The organism is Nostoc sp. (assembly GCF_054880495.1).
The window spans coordinates 1-25,017 of record NZ_JBTYKD010000380.1 but is presented as its reverse complement, the minus strand read 5'-3'; the positions used below and the strand labels follow the sequence as shown (position 1 = coordinate 25,017).

General features: G+C 43.1%; 29 protein-coding genes and 2 pseudogenes. 23 read left to right on the top strand and 8 right to left on the bottom strand.

Annotated features, from left to right (window positions below; genetic code table 11):
- Nucleotides 1-691 precede the first annotated feature (691 nt).
- Together mobV and ACYTXL_RS32305 are read left to right on the top strand one after the other, a co-directional pair.
- On the top strand, nucleotides 692-2,494 hold the full coding sequence (mobV, locus tag ACYTXL_RS32310) for a MobV family relaxase (RefSeq protein ID WP_461928159.1): 1,803 nt from the start codon (nucleotides 692-694) through the stop codon (nucleotides 2,492-2,494).
- Nucleotides 2,495-3,170: 676 nt separating this feature from the next.
- The gene (locus tag ACYTXL_RS32305) at nucleotides 3,171-3,551 is read left to right on the top strand and encodes a helix-turn-helix domain-containing protein (RefSeq protein WP_461928158.1); all 381 of its coding nucleotides are present in this window, start codon (nucleotides 3,171-3,173) and stop codon (nucleotides 3,549-3,551) included.
- On the opposite strand, the gene ACYTXL_RS32300 is transcribed toward ACYTXL_RS32305, so the two are convergent.
- Nucleotides 3,552-3,899: a type II toxin-antitoxin system RelE/ParE family toxin gene (locus ACYTXL_RS32300; protein WP_392476347.1), complete on the bottom strand. Its 348-nt coding sequence runs from the start codon at nucleotides 3,897-3,899 to the stop codon at nucleotides 3,552-3,554. It lies immediately after the preceding gene.
- A gap of 170 nt (nucleotides 3,900-4,069) precedes the next feature.
- Here ACYTXL_RS32300 and ACYTXL_RS32295 point away from each other — a divergent pair.
- Nucleotides 4,070-4,722 (top strand): annotated as a pseudogene (locus tag ACYTXL_RS32295) (tyrosine-type recombinase/integrase).
- Between the two features lie 396 nt (nucleotides 4,723-5,118).
- Here ACYTXL_RS32295 and ACYTXL_RS32290 read toward each other — a convergent pair.
- From ACYTXL_RS32290 to ACYTXL_RS32275, 4 genes are all read right to left on the bottom strand, one after another.
- Nucleotides 5,119-5,421: a DUF3861 domain-containing protein gene (locus ACYTXL_RS32290; RefSeq protein WP_461928157.1), complete on the bottom strand. Its 303-nt coding sequence runs from the start codon at nucleotides 5,419-5,421 to the stop codon at nucleotides 5,119-5,121.
- Nucleotides 5,422-5,773: 352 nt separating this feature from the next.
- Nucleotides 5,774-8,740, bottom strand: coding sequence for a DUF5906 domain-containing protein (locus ACYTXL_RS32285; RefSeq protein WP_461928156.1), 2,967 nt, complete (start codon nucleotides 8,738-8,740; stop codon nucleotides 5,774-5,776).
- Between the two features lie 400 nt (nucleotides 8,741-9,140).
- On the bottom strand, nucleotides 9,141-9,479 hold the full coding sequence (locus ACYTXL_RS32280) for a hypothetical protein (RefSeq protein ID WP_190901452.1): 339 nt from the start codon (nucleotides 9,477-9,479) through the stop codon (nucleotides 9,141-9,143).
- Nucleotides 9,476-9,997, bottom strand: a complete 522-nt coding sequence (locus ACYTXL_RS32275) for a transposase (RefSeq protein WP_190944683.1) — start codon at nucleotides 9,995-9,997, stop codon at nucleotides 9,476-9,478. Before ACYTXL_RS32275 ends, ACYTXL_RS32280 begins: the two co-directional genes overlap by 4 nt.
- 160 nt (nucleotides 9,998-10,157) lie before the next feature.
- Between ACYTXL_RS32275 and ACYTXL_RS32270 the strand changes: the two genes are divergently transcribed.
- From ACYTXL_RS32270 to ACYTXL_RS32225, 10 genes are all read left to right on the top strand, one after another.
- Nucleotides 10,158-10,370, top strand: coding sequence for a hypothetical protein (locus tag ACYTXL_RS32270; RefSeq protein ID WP_461928155.1), 213 nt, complete (start codon nucleotides 10,158-10,160; stop codon nucleotides 10,368-10,370).
- A 112-nt stretch (nucleotides 10,371-10,482) separates the two neighbouring features.
- Nucleotides 10,483-10,806, top strand: coding sequence for a hypothetical protein (locus ACYTXL_RS32265; protein WP_461928154.1), 324 nt, complete (start codon nucleotides 10,483-10,485; stop codon nucleotides 10,804-10,806).
- Nucleotides 10,781-11,110, top strand: coding sequence for a hypothetical protein (locus ACYTXL_RS32260; RefSeq protein WP_461928153.1), 330 nt, complete (start codon nucleotides 10,781-10,783; stop codon nucleotides 11,108-11,110). Before ACYTXL_RS32265 ends, ACYTXL_RS32260 begins: the two co-directional genes overlap by 26 nt.
- Before the next feature lie 129 nt (nucleotides 11,111-11,239).
- Nucleotides 11,240-11,452, top strand: a complete 213-nt coding sequence (locus tag ACYTXL_RS32255; protein WP_461922684.1) for a hypothetical protein — start codon at nucleotides 11,240-11,242, stop codon at nucleotides 11,450-11,452.
- Between the two features lie 5 nt (nucleotides 11,453-11,457).
- The gene (locus ACYTXL_RS32250; RefSeq protein WP_190944680.1) at nucleotides 11,458-11,760 is read left to right on the top strand and encodes a hypothetical protein; all 303 of its coding nucleotides are present in this window, start codon (nucleotides 11,458-11,460) and stop codon (nucleotides 11,758-11,760) included.
- A 46-nt stretch (nucleotides 11,761-11,806) separates the two neighbouring features.
- On the top strand, nucleotides 11,807-12,523 hold the full coding sequence (locus tag ACYTXL_RS32245) for a hypothetical protein (protein ID WP_461922685.1): 717 nt from the start codon (nucleotides 11,807-11,809) through the stop codon (nucleotides 12,521-12,523).
- A gap of 24 nt (nucleotides 12,524-12,547) precedes the next feature.
- The gene (locus ACYTXL_RS32240) at nucleotides 12,548-13,093 is read left to right on the top strand and encodes a hypothetical protein (protein ID WP_461928152.1); all 546 of its coding nucleotides are present in this window, start codon (nucleotides 12,548-12,550) and stop codon (nucleotides 13,091-13,093) included.
- Nucleotides 13,090-14,892 carry a P-loop NTPase family protein gene (locus ACYTXL_RS32235; RefSeq protein WP_461928151.1) on the top strand — a complete coding sequence of 601 codons (1,803 nt, stop codon included), beginning with the start codon at nucleotides 13,090-13,092 and terminating at the stop codon, nucleotides 14,890-14,892. The genes ACYTXL_RS32240 and ACYTXL_RS32235 overlap by 4 nt, the downstream gene beginning before the upstream one ends.
- A 253-nt stretch (nucleotides 14,893-15,145) precedes the next feature.
- A complete protein-coding gene (locus ACYTXL_RS32230) occupies nucleotides 15,146-15,385 on the top strand; it encodes a hypothetical protein (RefSeq protein ID WP_461922163.1) in 240 nt (79 codons plus the stop codon).
- Nucleotides 15,382-15,648, top strand: a complete 267-nt coding sequence (locus ACYTXL_RS32225) for a type II toxin-antitoxin system RelE family toxin (RefSeq protein ID WP_461922164.1) — start codon at nucleotides 15,382-15,384, stop codon at nucleotides 15,646-15,648. Before ACYTXL_RS32230 ends, ACYTXL_RS32225 begins: the two co-directional genes overlap by 4 nt.
- Nucleotides 15,649-15,851: 203 nt before the next feature.
- Here ACYTXL_RS32225 and ACYTXL_RS32220 read toward each other — a convergent pair whose 3' ends face one another.
- Nucleotides 15,852-16,055: a hypothetical protein gene (locus tag ACYTXL_RS32220; protein ID WP_461922165.1), complete on the bottom strand. Its 204-nt coding sequence runs from the start codon at nucleotides 16,053-16,055 to the stop codon at nucleotides 15,852-15,854.
- A 27-nt stretch (nucleotides 16,056-16,082) separates the two neighbouring features.
- Nucleotides 16,083-17,156: a DUF6398 domain-containing protein gene (locus ACYTXL_RS32215; protein ID WP_461922166.1), complete on the bottom strand. Its 1,074-nt coding sequence runs from the start codon at nucleotides 17,154-17,156 to the stop codon at nucleotides 16,083-16,085.
- A gap of 180 nt (nucleotides 17,157-17,336) precedes the next feature.
- Here ACYTXL_RS32215 and ACYTXL_RS32210 point away from each other — a divergent pair, with 180 nt between their 5' ends.
- Complete coding sequence (locus ACYTXL_RS32210) at nucleotides 17,337-17,681, top strand: hypothetical protein (RefSeq protein ID WP_461922167.1); 345 nt, start codon at nucleotides 17,337-17,339, stop codon at nucleotides 17,679-17,681.
- 204 nt (nucleotides 17,682-17,885) lie between these two features.
- Here ACYTXL_RS32210 and ACYTXL_RS32205 read toward each other — a convergent pair.
- Nucleotides 17,886-18,071: pseudogene (locus ACYTXL_RS32205) on the bottom strand (tyrosine-type recombinase/integrase); the annotation flags it as partial.
- 362 nt (nucleotides 18,072-18,433) lie between these two features.
- Here ACYTXL_RS32205 and ACYTXL_RS32200 point away from each other — a divergent pair.
- The 9 genes from ACYTXL_RS32200 to ACYTXL_RS32160 all read left to right on the top strand — a co-directional run bounded on the left by ACYTXL_RS32200 (nucleotide 18,434) and on the right by ACYTXL_RS32160 (nucleotide 24,756).
- Nucleotides 18,434-18,823 (top strand): four helix bundle protein, encoded by a 390-nt coding sequence (locus ACYTXL_RS32200; protein WP_461928150.1) that lies wholly within the window; start codon nucleotides 18,434-18,436, stop codon nucleotides 18,821-18,823.
- Nucleotides 18,824-18,873: 50 nt separating this feature from the next.
- Nucleotides 18,874-19,866 (top strand): tyrosine-type recombinase/integrase, encoded by a 993-nt coding sequence (locus ACYTXL_RS32195; RefSeq protein WP_461928149.1) that lies wholly within the window; start codon nucleotides 18,874-18,876, stop codon nucleotides 19,864-19,866.
- 170 nt (nucleotides 19,867-20,036) lie between these two features.
- A complete protein-coding gene (locus ACYTXL_RS32190) occupies nucleotides 20,037-20,831 on the top strand; it encodes a hypothetical protein (RefSeq protein ID WP_461922030.1) in 795 nt (264 codons plus the stop codon).
- Nucleotides 20,831-22,174, top strand: coding sequence for a glycosyltransferase (locus tag ACYTXL_RS32185; RefSeq protein WP_461922029.1), 1,344 nt, complete (start codon nucleotides 20,831-20,833; stop codon nucleotides 22,172-22,174). The genes ACYTXL_RS32190 and ACYTXL_RS32185 overlap by 1 nt, the downstream gene beginning before the upstream one ends.
- A gap of 18 nt (nucleotides 22,175-22,192) precedes the next feature.
- The gene (locus ACYTXL_RS32180; RefSeq protein WP_461922032.1) at nucleotides 22,193-22,390 is read left to right on the top strand and encodes a helix-turn-helix domain-containing protein; all 198 of its coding nucleotides are present in this window, start codon (nucleotides 22,193-22,195) and stop codon (nucleotides 22,388-22,390) included.
- A gap of 216 nt (nucleotides 22,391-22,606) precedes the next feature.
- Entirely contained in the window at nucleotides 22,607-22,897 is a 291-nt protein-coding gene (locus ACYTXL_RS32175) for a hypothetical protein (protein WP_461922028.1), read from the top strand.
- Nucleotides 22,897-23,343 carry a type II toxin-antitoxin system VapC family toxin gene (locus ACYTXL_RS32170; RefSeq protein WP_229498293.1) on the top strand — a complete coding sequence of 149 codons (447 nt, stop codon included), beginning with the start codon at nucleotides 22,897-22,899 and terminating at the stop codon, nucleotides 23,341-23,343. The genes ACYTXL_RS32175 and ACYTXL_RS32170 overlap by 1 nt, the downstream gene beginning before the upstream one ends.
- 169 nt (nucleotides 23,344-23,512) lie before the next feature.
- Nucleotides 23,513-24,115: a ParA family protein gene (locus ACYTXL_RS32165; protein ID WP_461922027.1), complete on the top strand. Its 603-nt coding sequence runs from the start codon at nucleotides 23,513-23,515 to the stop codon at nucleotides 24,113-24,115.
- Entirely contained in the window at nucleotides 24,112-24,756 is a 645-nt protein-coding gene (locus ACYTXL_RS32160) for a hypothetical protein (RefSeq protein WP_461922026.1), read from the top strand. The genes ACYTXL_RS32165 and ACYTXL_RS32160 overlap by 4 nt, the downstream gene beginning before the upstream one ends.
- Nucleotides 24,757-25,017 lie beyond the last annotated feature (261 nt).

The following is a 25,017-nucleotide window of genomic DNA, read 5'->3' as shown; positions in this document are numbered from 1 at the left end:
TACTTATAAGAAGTCTCCCATTTGCTCCCAATAATTGGTCAATTACCCTGAAATTCGCTTAAAAGTTTTTAAGCCCGCTAATCCATCTTTTTCTGACGCACAGTACGCCATATTTGGCGGAAAGTTTGTTGAGAGTCAAAATTGAAAAGCAGAAGCAGAAGTAAGAGCCATCAAAAAATACTACTGAAGAACTACACAATCACGACAAAAGTGACTGTACAGTTCACTCTCTTCAACCCGTCAGCTTGATTCTTGTAGTCTAATGAGTGACAACAAGTGACAAAACTCAGTTGTCACACTCTGGACATAGTGTACTTTGATACAAAAACTCCCATGTGGCAAAATACCCCCATTTATCCCCAAGATTACCCCAACGATACACAATTGATAGTGAAAGGATAGTCAAATGACAGTCGTTTTCGTGCCTACCCGTAAAAATCAACGACAGTCAAAGGACAGTCAATTGGGTCTAATTGGGGTAATTTGAGGGGTATTTGGGTGAAATGCTCCTGGTGGATTCTCCCCCAAAAGTGGATTGAGGGCAGGGGTATAATGTATACCATACTCACTATGGTTTCATGCCCTGCGGGTGGCTAGCGCCATCCTTCGCTGCGCTCATGACACGAAACCGCCGTTCGCCCTACGGGTTCGTGAGTAATACAAACTGCTGCATTTGTACTATAAATCCTCTATGTCGCCCCTGACCATTCTCAGAATTGAGAAACTAAAAACATTTGGCAATGTCGCTGGCAGTGATGACCATGTGTTAAGGAATAGAGAAACACCCAATGCAGATCCAACTAGAAAGAATGTCCGGTTGATTGGGGGAGAAGACTCACGCTCTTTAGAAGAGATAGTCAAAGAGAAAATCTCCACCCTCAAGCATCTACCCCGAAAGGACGCAGTGTTATGCACTGAAATGTTTCTCTCGGCATCACCTGAATATTTCCGCCCCGATAATCCATCTCTTTCTGGGCAGTGGTCTGATTCACTGATGCAGCAATGGGCGATCGCATCTCGTGACTGGCTGGCTCAAAACTATGGGTCAAAGTGCGTCAGGGCAGAACTTCACCTAGATGAAAGTACCCCACACATCCACGCTTACATCGTGCCATTGAATGATAAAACCGGGAGAGTCAGTCATGACGCGATGTTTGGCGGCAGAGGTGGACAGGGAAGAATTAAGTTATCCAAGCTCCAAGATAGCTATGCTGCTGCACTTGCTCCTTTGGGCATTGAACGAGGGGTCAAGGGCAGTAAGGCAACCCACACCAAAGTAAAGGAATATTACCAAGCTGTTAATAGTGAACCACTCACTGCCGTCTGGTCGAATAAAAAACTTGAACCCGAACCTTTTGAATCAGCTACAAATTACGTTGCCCGGATTCAGAATGATCACCAATTCCATGTCCTCAACCACCAACTGGCTGACCGGGCTTTCATGCAGGAGCGACTAGAGAGTGCAGAGCAACGGGCAAGAGCCAGCGAGAAGGAACGACAACGGCTAGAAGAAATTGTACGATCGCTTGAGTTAAAGACCCAACAACTGCGCGACTTGGAATTGTCAGATGTCGCTTGGGAGTTGGGGCTAGATTACGAGCGTGAGCGGTGGCGGGGTCACGGACACATCATTAATATAGATGGGCCCAAATTCTACGACTTTGCCCCCGATCAACAAAAGGGATCAGGTGGTGCGATTGATTTAGTGATGCACGTTAACAACTGCAATTTTCGGCAGGCGGTTGTCTGGTTACATGAGCGATTTGGTGAAGCGGGTGTAGAACGTGCAGCGATCGCTCACGTTAAGAACAGGGCTGCTGACATTATTCAGACTGAACCACGAACCCCGTTTCAGCTACCTGTTGAGGAAAAAAGCAAGTGGTCTTCTGTCTCCAACTACCTCACCCAGAAACGGGGGATACCTGAAAATTTTGTGGAACTTCTGCATAAGAGGGGGCTAGTTTACGCTGATGATCAGCAAAACGCTGTGTTCGTCATGCGGAATCTTGGCGAAGAACCCCAGGCAATAGGAGCATTCCTGCGGGGGACACGGGGCGAGAACAACACGTTTAAGGGCTACGAGAAAGGAACAGTTAGGCGTGAGGGCTGGTTTCACTTCCGCTTAGGCGGACAGCCAACTGAACCTGTAGAGAAAGTGGTGCTTTTAAAATCGCCCATCGATGCCGTGTCTTTTGCCATGCTGGAATATCAGCTTAGAGGCGACGTGCCACCCAATAAAACTTTGTACATGGCGGTAGATAATCCCAAAAGCTTGCCAGTAGAGCAATTGCAGAATATTCCTAATTTACAAGTGGCTTTTGACTCGGACGATTCTGGTAATGCAGCTGCACGAGTTGTTAAGGAACTACTGCCACAGTCCAAGCGGATCAAGTGCAAGGCTAGTGATTGGAATCAGCAGCTACTCGATTATGGGCAACAGCAGCAGCAACAGCAGCAGCAACAGCAGCAGCAGGATGATGAATTGAGTCTTTAATAGTCAGCGATCAAGAGAGTGAACTGTACAGTCGCTTGATATTTTTTAATATTTACTTATGAGAATTTAGCTTACCAGAGCGCTAGTTCTGATAACTAATTCCATCTCCGCAACTGCGATCGCACCTTTCTTTCCCTGCACAGCCGCAAATGACTGTAACCCTTGCACAGTAAGCTTATTGGGCTGGTTTAGCCCTGATTGATAGCTGGTTGAGTTTTGTGCAGATTTTCAACAATGACTGATACCCGTTAAGCCTTACCCAGCAATAGTTACAGCTTGCATTAAATATACTATTTTACCTATAAAAGAATGCAAGAACAACTGCACAGGATGGATATGAGCTAGCAGAGTGTCAACAGCCTCCTATGGGATGCAACGCCTTGTGCAGGGAAGAAGTGCCAAAGTGCGATCGCTCCTGGGGTTATGGGTGTAGATGCGTGGAAGCCTTATCAGTCCGTGACCATGCCTAAAATCAGCCATTACAGCGCACTAACTATAAAAATGGGTATTCCTATGTAATCCAGCACCAGCCCTTTATAGAGCCTTATAGCACGGGTATTTCAAAAGACAGGCAAATGCGATCGCTCTTGGGACTATGGGGCAGGGTTGGTGGGTGGTGCGGTTGGGGTGTGGCTGCTGGTGGGGGTTGGAAGGAACTGGATACCAGAAAAAGAGTTTGACAGAATATATAAAATTTTGTATAACTATAGTAATCCCATATATTAGCAAAAGTAAAATCGTGGCCTTAAAGTTCTACGAAAGCCCCTTTCACGCAACAGAGACTCCAGAAGTCGCCAGCAAATCTGTTTTAAAAGCCGATTTGACGATCATGATTAGAGACATCATGGAAGAAGCGGGTTACACACAAAAAGAATTTGCAGAAATATTAGGAGTAAGCCAGCCACGAATCTCAGACATAGTAAATGGCAAGATTGATAAACTAACTCTAGATGCACTTTTCTCTGTGCTAGATAAGCTAGGATTTAAGGCTAGTTTTACCTTTGGAAGCTCAGAAGAAGCTTCAATCCAGATTCAAAAAGTACCTGTAGCTGCATAGTTACTGTTGATTTCTGAGTTCGGATTGTAGCTCTTTGTATCTTTTTTCTACTGTTTTCATCGCTTGCTTATCTACACCATTCGTTGTCTTTTCAAAAGAGTGTAAAACAATTACAGTATCTAAATATTTTGCAATGTACACGCATCGAAAAGCAGGACTTCCATTAATTTTAAGTTCTATAACACCTCCTCCTATATTACTTAAGTACTCGATTGGTAGAAATGGTTTTTTATTGTCCTGCACTGCTCTTAAATTAATTCCAAATTCAGTTTGAACGTCCTTTGGTAAATCTTTGTACTCTCTTTCTGCTGCATCATTAACAAAAGCAAACTTTTTTGAGTTACCCATAGTAAATCATACTGTCAATAATTTTTTGTACTATTACTAAGCATTTCCTTAAACTTAAAACGCTTAGAGAATAAACCTATTATTCCCGCTTTGCCTAGCAGAACAACAATTCTGACTAATCAGGTGTCAATTCGTTGTAGGCTGTGGATTACAGGGTCTACAGTCTGGTAATGAAAATCAACAGGCACGGACGCGCCAAAGTTCTAACGCAGTCAGAGATACAGCTAATTTTCAGTCATGGCTTAGACAGTGACCGCGATCGCGCTTTGTTCGGTGTCTGCCTATTTAGTGCTTGCCGTATCCGCGAATGCTGTACGCTACAAACTCAAGATATCTACACATCCAAGGGCAACGTTAGACCGCAGTTTGTCATTAGAAAGTCAAACACCAAAGGGAAACTTGCCACTAGGTCAATCCCAGTGATTGAAGACTACGGCGTTTACTGGTTGAATACTACCCACTGGCAGGAGATGATTATCTGTTTCCCGGTCGCAGTAACGGACATATCAGCCATGACTCAGCAGCTAGAATACTGAAAACAGCTTGTCAGCAGGTAGATATTTTTGGCGTGAGTACCCATAGCTTTAGGCGTACCGCGCTTACCCAGATGAGTAATGCTGGCATTCCATTGAGAGTTATTCAGGAAATATCAGGGCATCGAAATTTGGAACAGTTGCAGAGATATTTAGAAGTGTCTGACGCTCAGATTTTGGGAGCGGCGGCAAGCTTGGCGATGTTGTCACCTGTGGCTAGTAATGGTGTAGAACTACAAATCGACATGGGATTAAAAGGGCCTACAGTAGAACATTCAATCTCAGATTAGCCTGTTCAAAAGCGATCGCACTCTCAACTAAATGCGATCGCTCCTGGGACTATGGGGTGTGGGGTGGGGTTGGTGGGGTGCGGGGTGGGGGTTTAGATGCCTACGGCGACAAGCTACGCACCCCACAATCCCCTACACCAACTTGAGGGAAATCCACAGCCAAGGGAGTACACACCCCTAGAATCCCAAAATTAACCCCACTTACAGCACGAGTGGGGAAGGGGATTGGGGAGGAGGGGAGGGGCGATCGCTGTAGGGAATCATCGGGTTATTCGGTTTATGGCGGAGAGTGGGGGTTAGATGGATTAAATCTTACCCTAGCTCTGATAGCGCCACTTTGTTTCAAACCTTATTGCTGATCACGCAAGTCCGCTTGTCAATAGGCTTTGAGATGCGCTAATCCTGGTTATAGGCTTTCAATCCCTTCATAAACGCACCAAATGCTGGCATCAGGGCTTTAAAAAAATCTTTGTCTTGATTAGTGATAAGTACTTCGCTGAACATTTTCAGTCCTATCCCAAATTCAACAGCCTTGGCTTCGTCTTTAAATAGCTTTTTAGTTTTTACCAATTCAATTATGTCAAAGACATCATCGTGGTTTTCAAATTCAAATTCAACGGTTTTATTTGCTGGGCTTCCGTCTTTTAATGCTAATTCGGCTAGCTGGATCTTATATAAATTATTCTTTTTGGTGTTCATTTCTATGGGTTATTATGGTTTCCATTAATTTTACTTCTCATTAGAGAAGCGATCCCCTCATATTTAAACCCTTATGGTGCTTAATGTCCAGATGCAATTTGCGACGGGGGTCGCTAAGTAAAGAAATTTTTACCTTTACAAGGAAATATAAAAACCCTGAAATCGGCGGCGGCGTTGTCTCCAGTTGTGAGAGATGTCGGGAAATGGATTTATCTCGACATCGGGACGAAAGCTCACCTAGCAAAGCATCCAGCCCAAGATTAGCCAAAATCGCGATCGCACCTGCGGAGATGATTAGAATGCAATTTCGCACCCCCCGTTGGCATCGGCTAACTTATCCAGTTTTTTGCAATCACCCAATCACAAAAGTCTCGCAGAGAAGTGCATCTCGGTTGCCCTGCTCGGCTGCTACGGTCACAATTCCATTCCTGGGGTCACAGTTAATCATTTCACCAGCGAACTTGACTGCGCCACTGAGCGATCGCACCTCAACTTGACAACCAATAAACCCTGCGATATTCCCGCCGTCTTTTTCGATCTGCAACAGTGAGTATGAGTTCTCAGCCTCGCTAGGCAACTCCCCCGCACCACTTTCTAGTTGATCCGCACCAGTGACGCAGAACTCACCGCAGCAGTTTTCCTTACTTTGCAAGGGTTCCGCACTACCCGCACCAGTTGAGGTGGCATATTCTTCTTTTTCCATTGGGATAGGAAGCGATTTAATTTTCATTTCTGACTCTTCAATGTTATTTTCCTGGGAATCTGAAAAAGTGGTGCGGGTGGTGCGGAAGTCCTGATTTTGCGAGGTTTCTGGTGCGGGAAGTGGTGCGGAAGTGGTGCGGGTTGAGTCTATTGTGGTGCGGGTAACTTCCAAAATGCCAATACCCTTCAGTACTGGAATGTTTCTTTTAGCAATGTCACAGTACTTAGTTCCCTTGATAGCCTTGGGGAAAAGTTGAGAGATGCGTGGGATTATTTGATTGATGCCCTTCACGTTTTTATCGCTGGGACGAACTTGGTCGATCCACGTTCTGCGGTTGCCCTCATCTATGGTCAGCGTTCCATTATGGATATAGTGCTGTTCCAGCATTGACCATAAAGCCCGTGCGGTAATTTCCCCATCAGGCACATAACCTATATTTGCGCTTTCTATGAAGTCAAAAAGATGATTATTCTCTCTCTGAAGGTTGTGGAAAGCGTCGGTTGTGCATTCATAATTGATACCTGACTCTACAAGGTTGCTGAGAGCTTTTAGCATTCTATTTAGGAATGCGGGGGCAACATGCGTTCTAATAAACTCTGGGTCGTAGCGGAATCGGGGGTCGCCTTTTATCTCGCTTGGATTATTTGGCGAAGGATTATCTACAAAGGTTTTCCTGAATTCTAAAATTGCAATCCTATCTTTGATTGCTTGTATTACGCCTTGAAATGCGGGAGTCTCGTTTAAGTTGAAAATACCTATTGCGTTAGAAGAGAATTCTATATGGTCTTTCCCTTTCTGTTCGCAATGTAGTGTATCTCCAGTGACAAATAATTTTAAACTTTGAAGTCTATCAATCCTAGATGTTTGTGGGTTTTCAGAAGCCCAGTTAACTCGACTATATATAAGTGGGGCTAGTCCGAATTTTCTGCCTTCGTCATAAGATTGAAAGTCACCCAAAGAAACAGAAGTTAATCCGTTTTTCCCATAAATGGTTGATACACATTCGCGCAGAGCATCTTTACCATTAGAACCAAGACCAATTGCAAACATTGCTTTTACCTCTCTCCCTCTAAATTTTCTAACAGTTTGAAGGTCAAGGGATGCAGCAATATTTCTAAGAAATATTTCTTGTTGTGGCTTGTCTAAGCAAGCTAAAAGTTGCTCACAATATGTATCGTCAGCATTAGGGTCATATTCAATTAACGGTTCATAAATGAAGTAGTCCTGGGGCGTATGCGGGTCTAATCTTATTGTAAAATCCCTCCCTTCCCACTCAACCCTGACTATCCCATTAGTGCAATTTACGCCAGGAGGATTGATTAGTTCTGGGTCAATTTCTGTCCCCATTTTTACCCATTCCAAAACCTTCTTGACTGAACTAGGTGAAGCATAGGGACAAGACTTTTTACCCTGTTCGTTCTCGACCACAAAGGAATTGCAAAAGTCATAAATTCTTTTGCGCTCTGCGGAATCTGGAGAGTGTTTATAGTGGTTGCCAGTGTGGAAGTAAAGCTTATCAGCAGCACAAATCCAGTTCTTATCTCCGTAGAGAGCTTGAAAAGCTTGCTGAGTAAAGGCTACAACAGGGGATTGGTCATCATCATCAATGATATCTACCTCTGCCTGTTGCGCTTGCGATCGCTGCGCCACAGCCGCGTGAATCTCCTGCTCTAGCTTGCGGATAAATTCTGGTGTTTCCATCTGCCCCAAGATTTCTTTGATGTCACTTGATTTATATGGTAAATCGGGGCAGATGTCGTGGGGGTTAATTCCAATAAATGCAATCCCCACCTCGTCGGCACAGTCCTGGCAGGTCTGGAGTTTCTTTAAGCCAGTGTCGTCAGCATCGTGCAGAAAAACGATTAATCCTATGCCTGCTTCAATTGCGCGGTGATATTCCGAGGTAATTGTTTTCTTATCCCATGCACTGCCCTGAAACGTAATCCCAGCAAGACCATGTGAGCGACCAACTTCAACGCATCCCTCGCCTTCGTGTTGGAGTAGTGCCGGGGTTCCTGCTACAGATTTAGCGGCGGCGATCGCTTCATCAATGCGGTAAGCTTTCCAGGGTTCATCCCCTTTTCTCATCTCTGGTGTGCCGTCCGGGAGTCTGTGCCATTGGCGGAAGGATTTATCTTTTCCCTTCTCTTTGATGTAATCCGCCCATTCATAGCGAATTACCCATTGGGTTTGTGAGTAAGGATAGATTGTTTGTGTTGCATTCCCTGGTATTCCCTTTGGGAGCTTGCAAGTTATGTTTTGAGTTTGGGGTATGTCAGTCGCCGCTTGGGTCAACATCACCAAGCTTGAGTCAAGGGGGATTGATGTTGCTTTGGGCTTGACCGTCTTAGCTTTGATTGGGTTTTTGTTTGGTGCTGCATTGAAATTAGTCTTTTGTCGCTCCGCCAGCACTTCATTCCAAGGTTTTATCGCCTCTCGGATATCTTTGCACTCGCAATTATTGAAGCATCTGTACTTCCCGGTTTCTGGGACAATGGATAGGTTATGCCCCTCGCAAGCTGGGCAGATGTACTTGCCCTTCTCCTTGGCTGGCTCTAGTTGGTCTTGGAAGTTGCGGATGTCAAAAGTGGCGATCGGAGTGAATGTATCTGTCATGACTACAACCTTTTAAAGCGAGGGTTAGTAGCCTGCCAAAGAGCGAGAAATTAATGCAATTAACCTTACAACTCCGACAATCAATGTGATACCATTGACTAAATTAAACTTTTAATATTTTTTGGTTAGTTGCTTTTTTCGCCTCTGATACAGGCTTATGAAAAGAGCAATCTTTTTTTGTGTATATAAGATTGCATACTAATTGAAAACTAGATTAACAGATTGAGAGCAAAAAGGGAGCGTTAATTTTTGCTTTTTTCTTGTTTTGTATCACTGTACTGAAAAGCTTTTCTGTCTTTTTTTATTATTTTGTGATGTAATCAATTTATTTTTTGAAAATATTTCAACCTAATGAAGTGCGATCGCTGTTAGGAGTCACAATGGCGATCGCACTTCAGTATCAACTAAATATTTGTGCAATATCTGCGCCAAGCTCTGTAGCTGTGCGCTCTTTGGCGAGTTCAGCCACGTTTAGAATGCTCTCATTGAGAATCGTGAAGGTGTTCCCGGAGCTTATAGCCTGCGGATTAAATGCTCCGCCCATGAAACTCAATGCTTTGCAATATCGATCAAGTGGATTGAATGCAGCAAGTCGTTTAACTAATGCATAGTTGCCTTGTCGGAATGCTGTCAGGGCTTCCTGATGTAGTTCTGTCTGTTGAGGCATCCGGTCGATTATCAAGTCAATTGCTTTCTGTATTTGCTCTTTCGTTAGTTCATTTGTTGGTGTAGTTATCATTTTTCTCCTCCTAATAACCAGTTATTTGATGTTTCTGCCGAGACTTGGTTGGCATATAGTGCCTGCCAGTTTCTTAACAGATGCTCGTAAATGACCTTAGAGATAAAATGAGCAATCCGCCCTCCATCAAAGTGAATGGCGGTTCTCAACAAAACAAAATTCTGTTTAGTTAGCGAGATATAGTTGCTCTCTCGCTTGATAGTATTGCTAGGCAGAATTATATGCCCTAGCGGGTTTTGGGAGATTTCCCCATCTATTATTGGCTGCTTGTAATCAGGCAAGGCATCGAATCCTTGACTAACAACTGTACTGACCCACTCATCAATACTTATCCCTCTTTTGGCAACGTCCAATCTTGCCAAAGCTTCATAGTAAGAGCGATTTCGACCTAGCCAACCACGCACATATTGCATGATTAAGGTTTGGCGGCTGTCGCCAGAAGCCTCGCTAAAAGCAGTCAAGTAATCATCGTGTTCTTGAGTTATGTAGTAGTAGGACAGATTAAACTGATAAGCCATTTCATAACTTTTATTGCTGTTGTAGCATTCATTCTACCCTAAATGCTGGCACAATTATTCTAGAAACTCAAAAACATGATAATATACCCAAATTGCCCCCGGTGCTTGCGACACCGGGGAGCTTCCAACCCACCAAAGATTGAGCCAATGGAGGGCAACTATGACTTTACTCGAATTCGTGTGCAAATGGGCGAAAGGCGATCGCACTGAAGAAAGTCGCCTGAAAGGAATGTTGAGTGGATTTTTTGACCGTGACCCCCGGACAATCCGTAATTGGATGTGTAAAACTCCAAACTACGTGAAATGGATTTTGGAGAGAATTGATAAAGAATGGGAAGAACTAGGGTCAATCAATTACGCCATTTTTTTTTAAAATTAAAGGAAATTTTTGTCACTATTTTGTATACCCGCTTCGTGCGGGTTTTTTTATTATTTGAAGTGTGAAACATCCGAGAAACAAATATGAAATATTTCACACTTGATTCATGCTTGTTGCAGACTTTAACCAGATAAAAACAAAAAACTTAGCAACCCTACTTCCTTCTGACATAGATGGGTTAAGCAGTGAAAGAGTCAGAGAGTTGCTTAATATCAGTCGAATTACTTGTTGGAGATATTTAAAATGTCTTCTCCTAACAAAACCAAAAAACTTTGACTTTATTTCAGGAAATCAATACTACAGCCGAGGAACTATCGAGGCTTTATTTCAATTTCAGCAATTAGTTGAGCGCTTTCAATACGAAGGCGCAGTTTCAAGAATAAAAAATCACATGGAGGATTATTATGAGCTACAAGAAAGCAACCGATAAAAAGCAACCAACTTCGGCAAGTGAAGCAGCAGGTCAAAATGTGGGTGAACAAGTGGCAGGGGACTTTGATTCGGTCATTGTGAATCTTGAAAATGAGATGGTTAACTACATTGGTGCAAAGGTAGTTCAAGGTGTGATGATGCGCCTTAGCAAGGGTGACTTAGGAACAACCGCACCAAAACTTCTAACATCTTTTAAAAGCGCTTCTACTGCCCATCTGACACAAGAAGTTAAACAAATCGAGGCTTGGGATAATGACCCAAAATTGCTGCTCTCATCGAGCAACGAACTAACGGATTCTTAGTATTGCTAGGCGCGATTGCACGTATCGAGAGAGCATATAAAACCACTGCAATCGCACTTATCTTCACTATCCTTTTCTTCAGCAGTTATTTATTAGTTTCTAGTTTCAAAAATCAAGCTACGAGGTATCATGAACAACCAAGAATTGACCTCAACTCTCAAAAACTGTTTATCCGAACTGATGAAAGTAAATAATTCCAATGAATTTAAAAGGATTGAACAGTCACGATATTTTTCTACTACTAATGATGTGTTTTTAGGTGATGCTATCAACACAATCAATGAAGTGCTGGAAGGTATTAGAGGGGTGGAAGTCTGCCAAAGTCAACGGAGTATTTATTAAATAGGATGGCTAAACCAATCGGATATTACTGCTCATTCACAACGGGGGATGGTTCGCTTTTGGATGAATTACAAGAAGAATTTGGTAGCACTTTTAAAGAACTAAATCGCCTTGAAAAGCTTTTCTTACTTCACTCGTTGACAAATAACTTGCTGCAAACAGAAATCAAAATGGTGGGTAGCTATCCAGCTTCTCAAGCACAGCAGAGAATGACCCCAGTTATGAAGGATATCAACGAAAACCTTTTAATTGGGGAACATCTAGGGCTGATTGAGGCAATTGTCAATCAGTTGAAGTATCAGCGATGAAATATCAAGCTTATATAGTCAAGATATCATTTTAGGAGTGTCACTAATGGACTTTGCAATACGCAATCCGGTAGTTGGTCATGCAAGCCATATTGATGAAAAAGCACAAGCATGGGGAGGATTTGAGTCTGATATTCTGGGCTATCTTTCGGATATAAATAAGCTCGAACAATTTGCGGATTATGCCAATAATGCCCAAGAATTATCAGATAGGTTAGAGCCTTTCTTAGACAACGCCAAGGTCGTCTTTGAGGCGATGGAGAAGTTGACCAAAGGGCAAGTAACTTGGACTGAACTTCGTAAACAATACGGCTCTCATGTAGCAGGTGCAATTGGTAAAATCCGTAAACTTAACGCTGAATTTGATTCAGAGATGAGTAAAATAGATGCCCAAGATAGAGCCGACTTGTTGCGAATTGACCAGAAACGTAAACACGCTTTAACTGAAGTTGCAGCCCAATTGCATCAAGATTTACAAGCTGAACTTTGGCGGCATGAAAACAAAATCAGCAGTATAGAAAATAAGCAAGTTGTGCAAGCTGAAAGACAGGCAATCACTACGGGATTAAGAGAGAAACGACAACAACTTTTAGCCCGTGCGCGGTACGGCTCAAGGGCATTAGAACCCAATCAAACACCCCAGGAAGTGATACCAGTTACTAGCCAAACTTCTGCACCTGCATCAAGTGTTTCTGCAACAGGAACAGTTCGCGGTTGGGGTGCAATGTTGGGTAACTTGTGGAACAAATTGGGCGACCGATAAGTAATTAGTTAAAAGGTAAGGCTGATGCTAGTAAGGAAACGAAATGAAGATCCTCATAGCGTCAGCCCTTTTTCATTTGAAGGGCTGGCACAGACTCCACAACAACAGAAACAAGAGCGACCATCACAACCGCAACCATTACCAGAAAATAACAGAGGTAGGACATTTAGACGTGCTGGTAATGCCTGTGAAATTGTCGCTGGCAGTTGCCTAAACAGTGCAGTGATTTTTACTTTTCATCTGCTACAAGTTCACCCAGTTGGAATGTTTCTTGCAGTGGGTACTGCACACCTGTATTTTACTGCCACTGCAACGGGTGAAGGGTTTAACAGTTTCGTCACTAATTTAATGACTGGTTGCAGTGCATCGTTAGCGTTATTGTGTGCGCTTAGTGAACCGATTAGTGAGTGGAATGAAGCGAGAACTTCTACTGCTAGTGCTAATACTTCAATTGAAAAGATGTATCAGCCCAAAACTGCTGATTATTCAAGTTGGGCGAGTGGTGCTGGTGTGGCGATATTCGTAGCACTATTAATGATTTTTCTATTTGGTGGCAGGAGAAGTAAATGAATTATTTAAGTGACAAACATAAACAGTTATCCGAGTCGCAACAATCGGGTTTAATGTTGTGGTTTGGTCGTCTGCCAATGGACAAGAAAGCTGTTGCAATTGGGCTGAGTTTGACTGTAGGAATTAGCTCGGCTGCGATGGCGTGGAAAGGGGAGTCAAGCGACCGCATTTATTTCTGCGTTCGGACTCCCCAGAAAAAATTGGTATGTCAGGATCAGAATAACAGACCTTTTAGAATGACCCCATTTTATTGGTCACAGTGGAAGAGTGATGGAATGCCCCGCCAAGTTGTGCGTGACCCAGCTATGGGGGTTAATGGGCTGGTGAAAGCGACCAACCCATACAAACCGTTTTGGGCGTTTGGGGGATTCCTGGGGTTTGCCCTTGCTGGGTGGATGTTGCGCCATTGCCAGTATGAGGAGAAGCAGAGAGCAGTTTTTGTTGACATCGCCCAAAAACGGGACGCAGCAAGAGCAGAGATGGCCGCACGTTCCGAGTTACTAGAGAGTTACCGAGACGTTGCGATCGCAGAAGTCCAACTACAAGCCGACTTGGATCTAGTCGCCAATGATCGCACTATTGATATCCAAAAAGCAGAGATTTACGCCCACACGGAAATTGAAGTTACGCAGATGGAAGCTCAAGACTCCCTCTTTGAAGCGCAGACGGCGGGGATGACCGAGGAACAAAAGGCAGAGTACATCTTGCTGTTGCGTGAGATGAAAACGCCCTATCTACAAGGTAGTCAGACTTTACAGGGGACGATTGACCCCAACGATAAGGTTACTGGGGCAGAGCCAGGAGCAATCGCACCACAGGACAATAAAACGGCATGGGTACAAAACCTAATTAAACAAACTGCCCTTATCTGGGGCAACCAGGGAGGCGGGAAATCTTGGCTGGCTCGTTACGTTGCCAAACAGAAAAAACAGACAGGCTACCGAGTGGTTGTGCTTGACCCTGACAGCAACCGCGCAGAATGGCGAGGGATTGAAAGTTACCACTCTTGGGAGGATATCGAACAACAGATCCGGGATTACGTTAGTGAACTGGAATCACGGTTAAAAACCTTTAACAATTCATCCTTAAGTGAGGAGCAATGGCGGCAGAAACTTTGGTCTGAAGGCAAAGCTTTATCCCTAATCTGTGAGGAAGTCACCAGCTACGGCGACTTTATCAAGGATACTGAACTGTTAGAGAAATTCGGGAAGCTGGCATTAACTAAAAGCCGTAAACAAGAGATGCCTTTAACTGTTGTATCTCATAACAATACTCAGACGTGTTTATTCGGGATTAAGGGATTACATAATCTTGTTTCTAAAATGCTGCAAGTTGAATGTTTGGCCCAAGTAGATCCAATTACACTACAGCCCAAATCTACGGGTAAAGCTAAGGTAAAACTCGACAGTTCCAACGAATGGCTTGATGTTCATCTGCCAACTATGACAGCTAAAATATCTGATTTTAGCGACACTGTACCAGCAGCACAATCTAACCCAAATCCCCCCATAGATAAATCTACTTTAGAGCGCATTTATGAACTGGAAATTAATCTTGGTAGCAATGCAGGTGATACCCAAGATGAAAAAACCAAACTATCAACAATGGCGCAAAAACTGTATGAATATCTCACCAGAACTGAGCGAATAGAGGCTGATGTTCGAGAGTTTAAGGGCAACTTTAAAGTGAACTCACAGAGATTCACTGTGGAGCAAATAAAGGGCTGGATGTACGAAATTGTGGGGGCAGGTTTGGCAGACTGGATAGCCGAGGGTGTTATCAAGCTCAATCAAATTTAACCGCTTTCTGTGTCCGCGTGTCTACTCCCAAAACCCCCTTTTTTCGCGGACACGCCTACTCCAGACACTACAGACACTAAAGCTTGAAAGCCTTATACAGCATAGACACGAGAAGACACCAGCCGCAGACACCGCAGACACCAAATGTCTATCAAGTGTCTATTAAATGTCCGCTTTTCACTGTCCGTAGGATAGGATTGTTATATACGTTAGCCACTACATTTAGATGATTAACAGTTAAAGAGGTCTAAAAATGAAAACCGAACACGAACGCGAACAGTTAATCAACGCAATCAACGTACTGTTACATCAATCTTATGACAGTACTTTAGAGGAGATTTACGCACTACTCAAAAAAATCGAAGATGAAGAGGACAAAAACGATTTAATAGCCTATCATGCTGCTAAAAGTGATGTAGAAAATAATAGTCTTATCGCCTGGGAAGACATGAAAAAGGAAATCGCTAATGAAAGAAAAAAGGACGTAGCGTGATCTACGAAGTTAAATTTACCAAGGGTGCGAGAAAAATGTTTAGAAAACTATCTCAAGAATTGCAAGACCGCATACAAACCAAAATAGATGACTTAGCAATAGAGCCACGTCCCAACGGAGTAAAAAAGTTAAAAGGTGAAGAAAATTCCTATCGAATTAGAGTAGGCGACTATCGCGTTATCTACGATATTTTCGATGATGTTTTATTGGTAAGTGTTGTGGAAGTCGGACATCGTAGCGAGGTATATAAAGATGAAAGTTGACAAGCAATAAAAAATTAGAGCTATCGCCTACAGCATAGACTGGTGATACCAGCCGCAGACCCCACAGACACCGCGTGTCTATCAAGTGTCTACAATGTGTCTAGTAGACACCAATAATAAATCAGCCCTCTAATTAGCTAGTTATTATTAGAAGATTAGAAAAATAATGCTAAAAAGTGTAATCGTTATATGCGGTTGAATAATCACCAACTCCTATCAGTGCCAATCTCATGGGCATCGATTTCGATAAAGCAGTAATCCATGTCAGCATGGGAGTCCATTTCCCCAAACAGATCATAAACTTGTTTGTCTAGGTCTTCATCATTTTTATATGGGATGGTGATAATATACTCGCAGCCATTGGGAGTGGTTTTTTGAGCATTGTAGAAAGCAAGGCAGAAACTCACTTTAGCGTGGATTATATCTGCTTTTTGTTAATCAAAATCTGCATATTGAGGAGGGCTAGCCCCAACCCGCTCGGTGATTTTAGGATACTTGCTCTCTGGAGCCTTGTCTGCGATGTTGGTTACATTAATTTGATGCCACCAATCATCACCAAAATCGAACCAGTAACCAAAAGCATCATCAATAGATAAGCCCAGGGAAGCAATTGGGGTACTAGACACCTCCCCCGTAGGAGCTTCTGTAAAATCGGAACTGGAAAATGCTTGTTTCAAGCCATACCGTCTTGCATTAGGGTCTTGTGGTCCGCGACCTCCCACCTGAAATTCGTACATATGCTCATCTTTGCGATCGAATGCCTTGAAGATAATTTTATGTAGGTCTTCCAGGGTATTGCTACCTTTAATCTCAATGGTTCGGGATATGACTGGATTTTTAGCAATAAATTTCTCCGCTATCGGACCGTCAATTAAAAACACATCTAGTACATACAGGGCATCCGGGGAAGAGTTAACTGGTTTATTTTGATGAGGTGATACTTGCTTTTTACTTTGATGGGGTGATGTTTGTTCCCCATCAATATCGGACGGTTTGCCATCAGCCGGAATATAAGGAATAAAACCCCGTGCGTATGCTTCTTCCTGTATTTCTCGGGGGACAGACCTGGCATCCAAGATAAATCCATCCACAGAAATCATCCAAGCCATCGGGTTTTTATCTAACTTACTCGGCAGACACCAATCAGGGTCCATCTGCCGCATATCCAGGATATCTCGTACCTGTTTTGATTTCGACTGCCCGGTGCTGGGACTGACACCAAACCAATCGTAGATTTCCTTGGCACTAACATGGGGTGTTTGTGAAGAGTCAAAGAGAAAATTGACCATACCAATAGCATGGGTAATACCACAAGCCCAAGTTTTCTCCTTACCGCTTGCCAGGGGAGATGGCCTCTTCCGACACAGAGCTGCTGTCGCAAAGCGAATTAATTGGGCATATTCATCATTCAAGCGTTGTTTGGCAAAATCATCCGTTATCCCTACAATTGCATCGAACTTTCCTTGCATCGTATTGGGAACGTTTTCTGATTTCTTAGTTTTAGCCATGCTCATTACCCCGATTTAGCTTGCCCACATCCAGTTTTTTCGGATTTCATCCTTCTATAACTATCTATACTATAGGTTTAACTGTGGAACGAATACGGGAGTTGCAAATACAGTTACAAAATAATGAGTGAGATATGGAAATAGAATTTACTTCGTTCTCTTAAATTTATCAAGTCAAATATGAATCAGGAAGAAGACAATTACCCTTGGGGGCAAAAGGGAGCTACTCTGAGCGATAAAACAGCCCAAAAAGAATTTAACCTTGATCTAGCAGAAATTCTTGAGGCTATCAAATCAGGAAAATTGCAATATCGGCACAACACTTTATATGGAAATCCCTGCTTCAAACTCTTAAGGAATGAGGTAGAAGATTTTGTCATTGAAAAATATGGGTCGGATTATCTAAAAACTCAAAAGCGCAAAGCTGAATTATCGAAAATCAATACAGAAATCCGAAGTTTGAACCGGAAAATCTCTCTCTTAGAAAAAAGAAAAGAAGAACTTTTAGCAATGCTTAATTCTTGACTATCGTCTGAGGTTCTCAGTATTTTTGACTTGCCTCCAGTCAACATCACTAGCTAGCCAAGTATTGTCCAATAATAGTTGTAGATATTGTGAGAGAAATTAAATTCGGTGTGCAGCTCTGAAAAATTTTCTGCTGTGTTCGGTATAATCGGAGACCTAAATTAGCAATCTAAACGCCTTAATTAGTGAATTGATTAATTTTTCTCACTCCGACTTCTTCAACATACCCGTCAATAATTCCGACATCTCCCACAGGTCTTTATTCCGATTGTCATCATAAATCATCAGTGTTCGCGGGTCAGCATGACGGCTCAACTTCTGCACCTTTCTGATATTCCCATCAGTGGCATCGAGCGCCGCCGTAATCGCCGAATGCCTGACCCTGTGCGGTAAAAGACAATTTTGATAGCAAAACTGATATCAGCCTAAAAGCCATCTTTCATTAGCTGACTCAAGTTTTGGCTCCCGATGCAAGTTCCCGCTCAAAACAACCAACAATATCCAGACCAAAAGCAGCATTATTACTTAGTCAAATCGTCAGCCCTTACACTTTCATCTAATTTAATTTCTCTTCATCACCCTCAATCAATGTTAATAAACTGACAAGAACTCCTCAAACCCCACTCCCCCCTGTTTCCACACATAGTGCGACAATAGAACTTTTCGCACCACTTAGAGTAATAAACACGCCCTTTACAACTAAGATGGGAAGCAGGGGGGCAGAGGAGCAGGGGAGCAGAGGGGCAGGGGAGATGGAAAAAGAAGCAATTAAGAATCACAAGGATTTAAAGGTCTATCAAACGGCGTTTGATGCCGCGATGAAAATATTTGAGGTGTCGAAAAAGTTTCCTGTCGAGGAACGATATTCATTGACCGACCAAATTCGTCGGTCATCACGTTCTATCTGTGCTAACTTGGCGGAGGCTTGGCGCAAACGTCGGTACGAAGGGGCATTTGTAGCCAAGCTAAATGACTGTGAGGCTGAGGCGGCTGAAACTCAAACGTGGATAGAGTTTGCTGTTAAATGTAATTATTTAGACGTTAATACGGGTCGAGAACTGTATGGAATTTACAACCAAGTTCTAGGAAGCTTAGTCAATATGATTAACAACCCAACCCCTTGGCTGATGAACAAAAATTAAACATCTTCTCTCCCCTGCTCCCCTGCCCCTCTGCTCCCCTGCTTAAAACCATGACATCGATCCACCCCGAAAATCTAAGTGTTCTGGAAAACTCCTTGGCGTTAGCGATCGGAGAAGATTTTTCTCTAGAAAATGACCCCGACGTAATAGGGCAGTTGATTGGTGATAAGCGTTCAGTGAACACCAAGCGCGAATACCAAAAAGATTTGAAAGATTTTTTTCTGTTCGTTGTTAAGAAAGAACCCAGCCGGGATTTGGTTCTAGAGTTTCTGCACCTGGAACAGCGTCATGCCGTCGCGGTGGTTCTCAAGTACAAAGCGCACCTGATTAAGAAAAAACTGGCTGAAGCTACGGTGAATCGCCGTCTCAGTGCTATCAAGTCAATGGTTGAGATGGGGCGGCGGCTGGGAGTCTGCAATTTCTCCCTGGATGATGTCAAAGGTGAGAAGGTCGAAACCTACCGTGACACTATGGGCATTCCAGCCGAGGACTATGCTTTAGTTATAGCGTTGGTTGACCGCAACACCCTTAAGGGCAAGCGCGATTATGCCATTATGCGGTTACTTTGGGATAATGCCTTGCGTCGTCAGGAAATAGTCAATCTAAATGTGCGTGATTTTAACGCTAAAGAAAAAACTCTTGAAATTCTGGGTAAAGGCAAGGGTAGCCAGAAGGAAGTTATTGACCTATCGGACAGAACGGTTGATGCAATCGCAGGTTGGATCAAAGCCAGTAAGAAAAAACGTAGCAATGACCCGCTTTTCACCGTGCTGGCTTACCACAAGAATGGAGCGAGATTAACCGGGGAGGCAATCAGGCGATTGGTGGATGGGCTATGTAAACAAGCTGGAATTACTAAGAAGATGTCACCGCATCGTGTCCGCCACAGTGCGATTACCACAGTATTGGATCTGAACAATGGCAACTACCGCGCTACCCAGCGTTTCAGCAGACACGCCCAAGTCCAAACGGTTTTGAAGTACGACGATAACCGCCAGCGCTTGCAAAAGCAGATGAGCGATTCAATATCAGAACTTATTTAGGAAAGACCTAAAAATTTAGATATTGTCAATTTGAAAATTTTGAGGATTTTTCAGCATAACATGATTGTCAACTTTGACTAAATCACCTGTGCAGCGAATTGGTAAACGTTATACTCCCCGTGAGTATACACTGATATAGATAGCCAAAAATCTTTTTTAAATAGAAATGAATGATACCTAGCGATTGTCTAACTACCTCTTGCAGCGCCCTAATCATTGCCCATCCAGGACACGAGATTAGAGTTCATGGCTGGTTAGAGTTAGCTCGCCCCTTTGTATTCGTTCTAACAGATGGCTCCGGGCATTCAGGCAAGTCGAGGCTAGACTCAACTACAAAAGTTCTAAAAAAAGTTAATGCAAAACAAGGTAATATTTATGGTCGATTTTCAGATAAACAAGTTTATGCAGCAATTCTAAATCGAGACTTTGATTTATTTATTAGACTGACTGAAGAATTAGTTGACATACTCACTCAGCTTAGGGTGGAGTTAGTTATTGGGGACGCAGTAGAAGGCTACAATCCATCTCATGATATCTGTCGCCTAATAATCAATGCTGCTGTAGAGATTTTGCTTAAAAGAGGACATAAAATTGATAACTTTGACTTTTTGCTGAGTGGGAAACCAGATAACTTCCCCGCACCATTCTCTGAGCAAATGATTTGCCTGCCGCTAAATGATGATGCCTTGGCAAGAAAACTAGCGACTGCCCAGGCATATGATGAGATTGCTGCTGAAGTGAATTCTGCAATCGAAGCATTTGGAATAGAAGCGTTCCGAATCGAGTGTTTTAGCCGAATCCATGTTCGTGGTAAAAATGATTGTCAGATGCCAGGAACACCTTTTTACGAACAGTACGGCGAAAAAAAAGTTGCATCTGGCTTGTTTCAGCAAGTGCTGCGTTATCGTGAACACGTCTACCCATTGGCTGAAACGCTTTGGACTTACATCAAAAGGTTGAGCTAATGGGTGGTTTGCGAGTTTTAATTACTAACATTACCCTTGCCACACGGTCTGGAACAGAAACTTATGTAAGAGACTTGGCAATCAAGTTACTCAAGCAAGGGCACACACCTATTGTTTACTGCACTCATCTGGGTGCATCGACTCAAACAAACTCCATAGTAGAAGAACTTCGTGTAGCTACAGTTCCTGTGGTAGATAACCTAGATGCAGTAGGAGCAGTCCCGGACATTATTCACGGACATCATCATCCAGGGACGGTGACAGCTCTGTTGCATTTTCCAGAAGTGCCAGGGATATTTTTTTGTCATGATTGGCTGGCGTGGCACGATCATCCACCTTTACTTCCTCGCATTCAATACTATGTTGGCGTTGATTACACCTGTCGCGATCGCCTAATACTCAGGCATGGCATTTCAGAAGATCGTGTTCGGGTTATCTATAATTCCGTTGATTTGGACAAATTTTGTCTGCGTCCTTCGCTGCCAAAATTTCCCAAACGGGCACTAGTATTTAGCAACCAGGCTAGCGAACACACATATCTACGAGCAGTCCAACAAGCATGTGCCCGTACAGGTATTGCTTTAGATGTAATTGGAGCGAGTGTAGGCAATGTCTGCATCCATCCAGAAAAGGTTCTTGGCAACTACGACCTAGTTTTTGCAAAGGCAAGATGTGCTTTGGAAGCAATGGCGGTTGGTTGTGCAGTGATTCTCTGTGACTACAGGGGTGCTGGTTCAATGGTGACAGCAACTGAAATGAGCCAACTTAGACGCTTCAATTTTGGCATTCGCACACTCCAAGAACCTGTGCATCCGGATGTGCTAGTTAGAGAAATTACTCGATATGACTCTGATGATGCTGCTGAGGTTTCTCGGCGAATTCGTGAAACGGCTGGACTTAATGCCACAGTCAACGAGATTGTGGCTCTGTATCGAGAAGCAATCGCCAGTCATCAGGCAAAACTCATAGACCCCAAAGTAGAGGCGAAAGCTGTCTCAGGTTATTTATATAGGTGGACACCTCGATATGGAGAATACGAACTGCTGCAAGCCAGCTTTTCTCACTTGCAGATTGAATCTGAACGACAACAAGCTGAATATAGCCAATTACAAATTGAGTTTCAGCAACTTCAGCTAAAGGTTAATCAATTGCAAGCAGAAAATGGACAAACAAAAGAACAGTCTGCTCAACTGCAAGCTGAACATAGCCAATTACAGAATGAGGTTACTGCTCTTTACAACTCTACAACTATGCAGCTACGCCAACGCTTGCTCAAGCTGCCAATTCTAGGTGGAATCGTTCGTTTCTTATATCGATTAGTTACAGGTCGATTACCACTTTAACCCACATTTCGCTTCTTTATAACAAAAGCGGGGTTAATACAGAAACAGCTTGCTGAACTTGTTGGTACAAAACAGCCTGTGATTGCACGCCTTGAAGATGCTGATTACGAGGGACACTCCCTTTCAATGCTTCAAAAAATCGCTCACGCTCTCAATCAAAGGGTAGTTATTCAGCTTGCGCCAATAGAACATGAGCAAAGTCATAGAGCATTCTAGTAGCAATGAATATGTTGTTTAGAAACATGGTCAGTATACACCTGATTAAAACATTTGAATACTCAGGTATTTAAATGTCTGGATACCCAGATATTTGTACATTCAATTAGCCGTGTACCCAGGTTGCGATATTATGCTTTTATTTCTAGTGAGGAAAGTAACAGCATAATTAAGGTACTTCCCAAATTTATTAAGTATGAGTTCTGGAATGCCGACATGGAAACGATGAAGTTGCGATCGCATATTGGGGCAGATGGTATATTGCAAATCCAGACACCCACTGATTTTAAAGATACGAATGTTGAGATAGTGGTGATTATACAGCCGTTAGCTGATGCAGAAGTTGCAACATCTTCAGAAGCCCAAGCACAATATAACGCTTGGGGAAAGCCCACAACGAAAAAATCGATAAGTAATGCAATTGCCAGAATGGAACAACTGCGGCGAGAAGTAGCGTTAGATAAAACGTCAATCCGCTCTATGATTGAAGAGGGGCGAAGATTTTAATGCAGTTTGTTTTGGATTGTTCTGTAGCAATTAGCTGGTGTTTGGTAGATGAAAATAACCCCACTGCAAATGCGATACTAGCAATAATGCCGGATGCTGAAGCATTTGTACCGGGGATTTGGTCACTGGAGATTGCTAATGTCCTACTGGTGGCTGAACGGCGTAACCGCATGACTACTGATCAATCATCAGAAGCTATTACCTTGTTACAGTCTCTGTTGATCCAGGTTGATACGGCTACAGATGCAAACGCATTAGGTGCAACCCTGACGCTGGGGAGACAGGAAGGTTTAGCAGCTTATGACGCAGCTTACTTAGAATTGGCGTTGCGGTTGGGATTGCCGTTGGCAACGATTGATCAAAGGTTAGCTCTGGCGGCTACGAGGTGTGGCGTGGATTTGGTCGTTGCCGATGAAGAAACGCCTTCAATTGGGGAGACACCGTAAGTCAGGTTGTCATTTCCGAAAAATAAGCTTCACAATGCATCAACACTTTACTTGAGTCGCAAATTCTCATTTTAGGCTGCATAAATACCTGGATACCCAAATATTCATACATCCACATTTTATGTGTGTAAGTGCGATATGATTTTTCCATCTTTTATAAGGGGAGATTATGCCAATCATCTCTCTTAGCTCATTTAAGGGCGGAGTGTCGAAAACAACTTCAGCTATCTGCCTCGCCTCACTGTTTTGTGATGATGGGGCAACCTTAGTTATTGATGCCGATCCGAACCGTTCAGCAACCACTTGGGCCAGACCTGGGGGACTACCATTTCAGGTCTGCGGAGAAAAGGAAGCAGCAAAGTTGATGCGAACGCAGAAGTTTGAATTTATAATTTTTGACACTCCTGCCCGCCCTAATGATGTGGAAGTGGAGGATTTAGCAAGGGGCTGTGATCTACTTATCGTTCCAACTCCACCAGATTTGTTGAGCATGGATGCGATGGCACTCATGGCTAAATCTTTACCACCAGATACAAACTGGAAAGTCCTACTTACAATGATTCCGCCGCCGCCTCAAAGAGATGGACAGGAAGCAATGTCAGCACTCTTAACACAAGGTTATCCTGTTTTGAGTCGTGGGATTCGATTTTACAAAGCTTATAAGGATGCGGTGACTAGTGGAGTTCCTGTTTATAAGGTTCGAGGGGGCAAAGTAGCATGGCGGGATTGGACGGAAATAAAAAACGAAGTGATTCAAGCAATAAAAGGGTGAGCCGATTTAGTGAGGTCTTAGGGGCAGCACAAGAAAATACCCAACTACCTGGATACCCAGAAAATCAGCCATCTGAACAGCTAGATACTCAACTAATCGAAGAATCATTAAGCCAGCCACTTAATGAGGTGAAAAATCAACCACCTGAAAATTTGACAACCCAACTACCTGGATACCCAAAAAGCCAGCTATCTGAACAGCTAGATATTCAACCAACCGAAAAATCCTCAAGCCAGTTATCTGAAGAGGTGAAAAGTCAAATATCTGACAACCCAACCGCCCAAACACCTGGATATCCAGAAAATCAGCTATCTGAACAGCTAAAAACCCAGTTACCTGAGAATTCAACCACCCAACAACCTCAACAGCCAGTAACCCGGTCATCTAAACAGTTAAAGGATAAAGATAAATTAGCCAAGCGTGAGAATCCCGACTATACCCAAACCACTTTTCGCATTCCTAAAAAATTGAGCAGACAGATCAACCGAGTGCTGATGGACTTGGCAGACGAGGGGGTAGAGGTGGATAGGAGCGACTTGTTAGAAGAATTAGCCAATGCATTTATCCGACTAGCTGATGAAGTTGGTGTAGTAGAGGCGTTAGAAAAAGTCAAAAATCTGGGTACCCAGATGGATGAGTAGCTAAGTAAGGCAATCGCACTTACAGGTATCCCGGCTGAACCCCCATTAGCTCAAATGATTCCTTAATGTACATAACATCTTTTTTTTATACTGTGACCCCACTTCATTGGTTAAAAGTAATGTTTGTTACTTTTAACCAATGAAGTGGGAACTATATAGATAAAGCAACTTGTGAATTAATTTTTTAGGAAACTTGTAAGTAACTACGCCAGAAATGGATTAGCGTTCTCAATTTCCGATGTATAGGCTTGTTCATACATT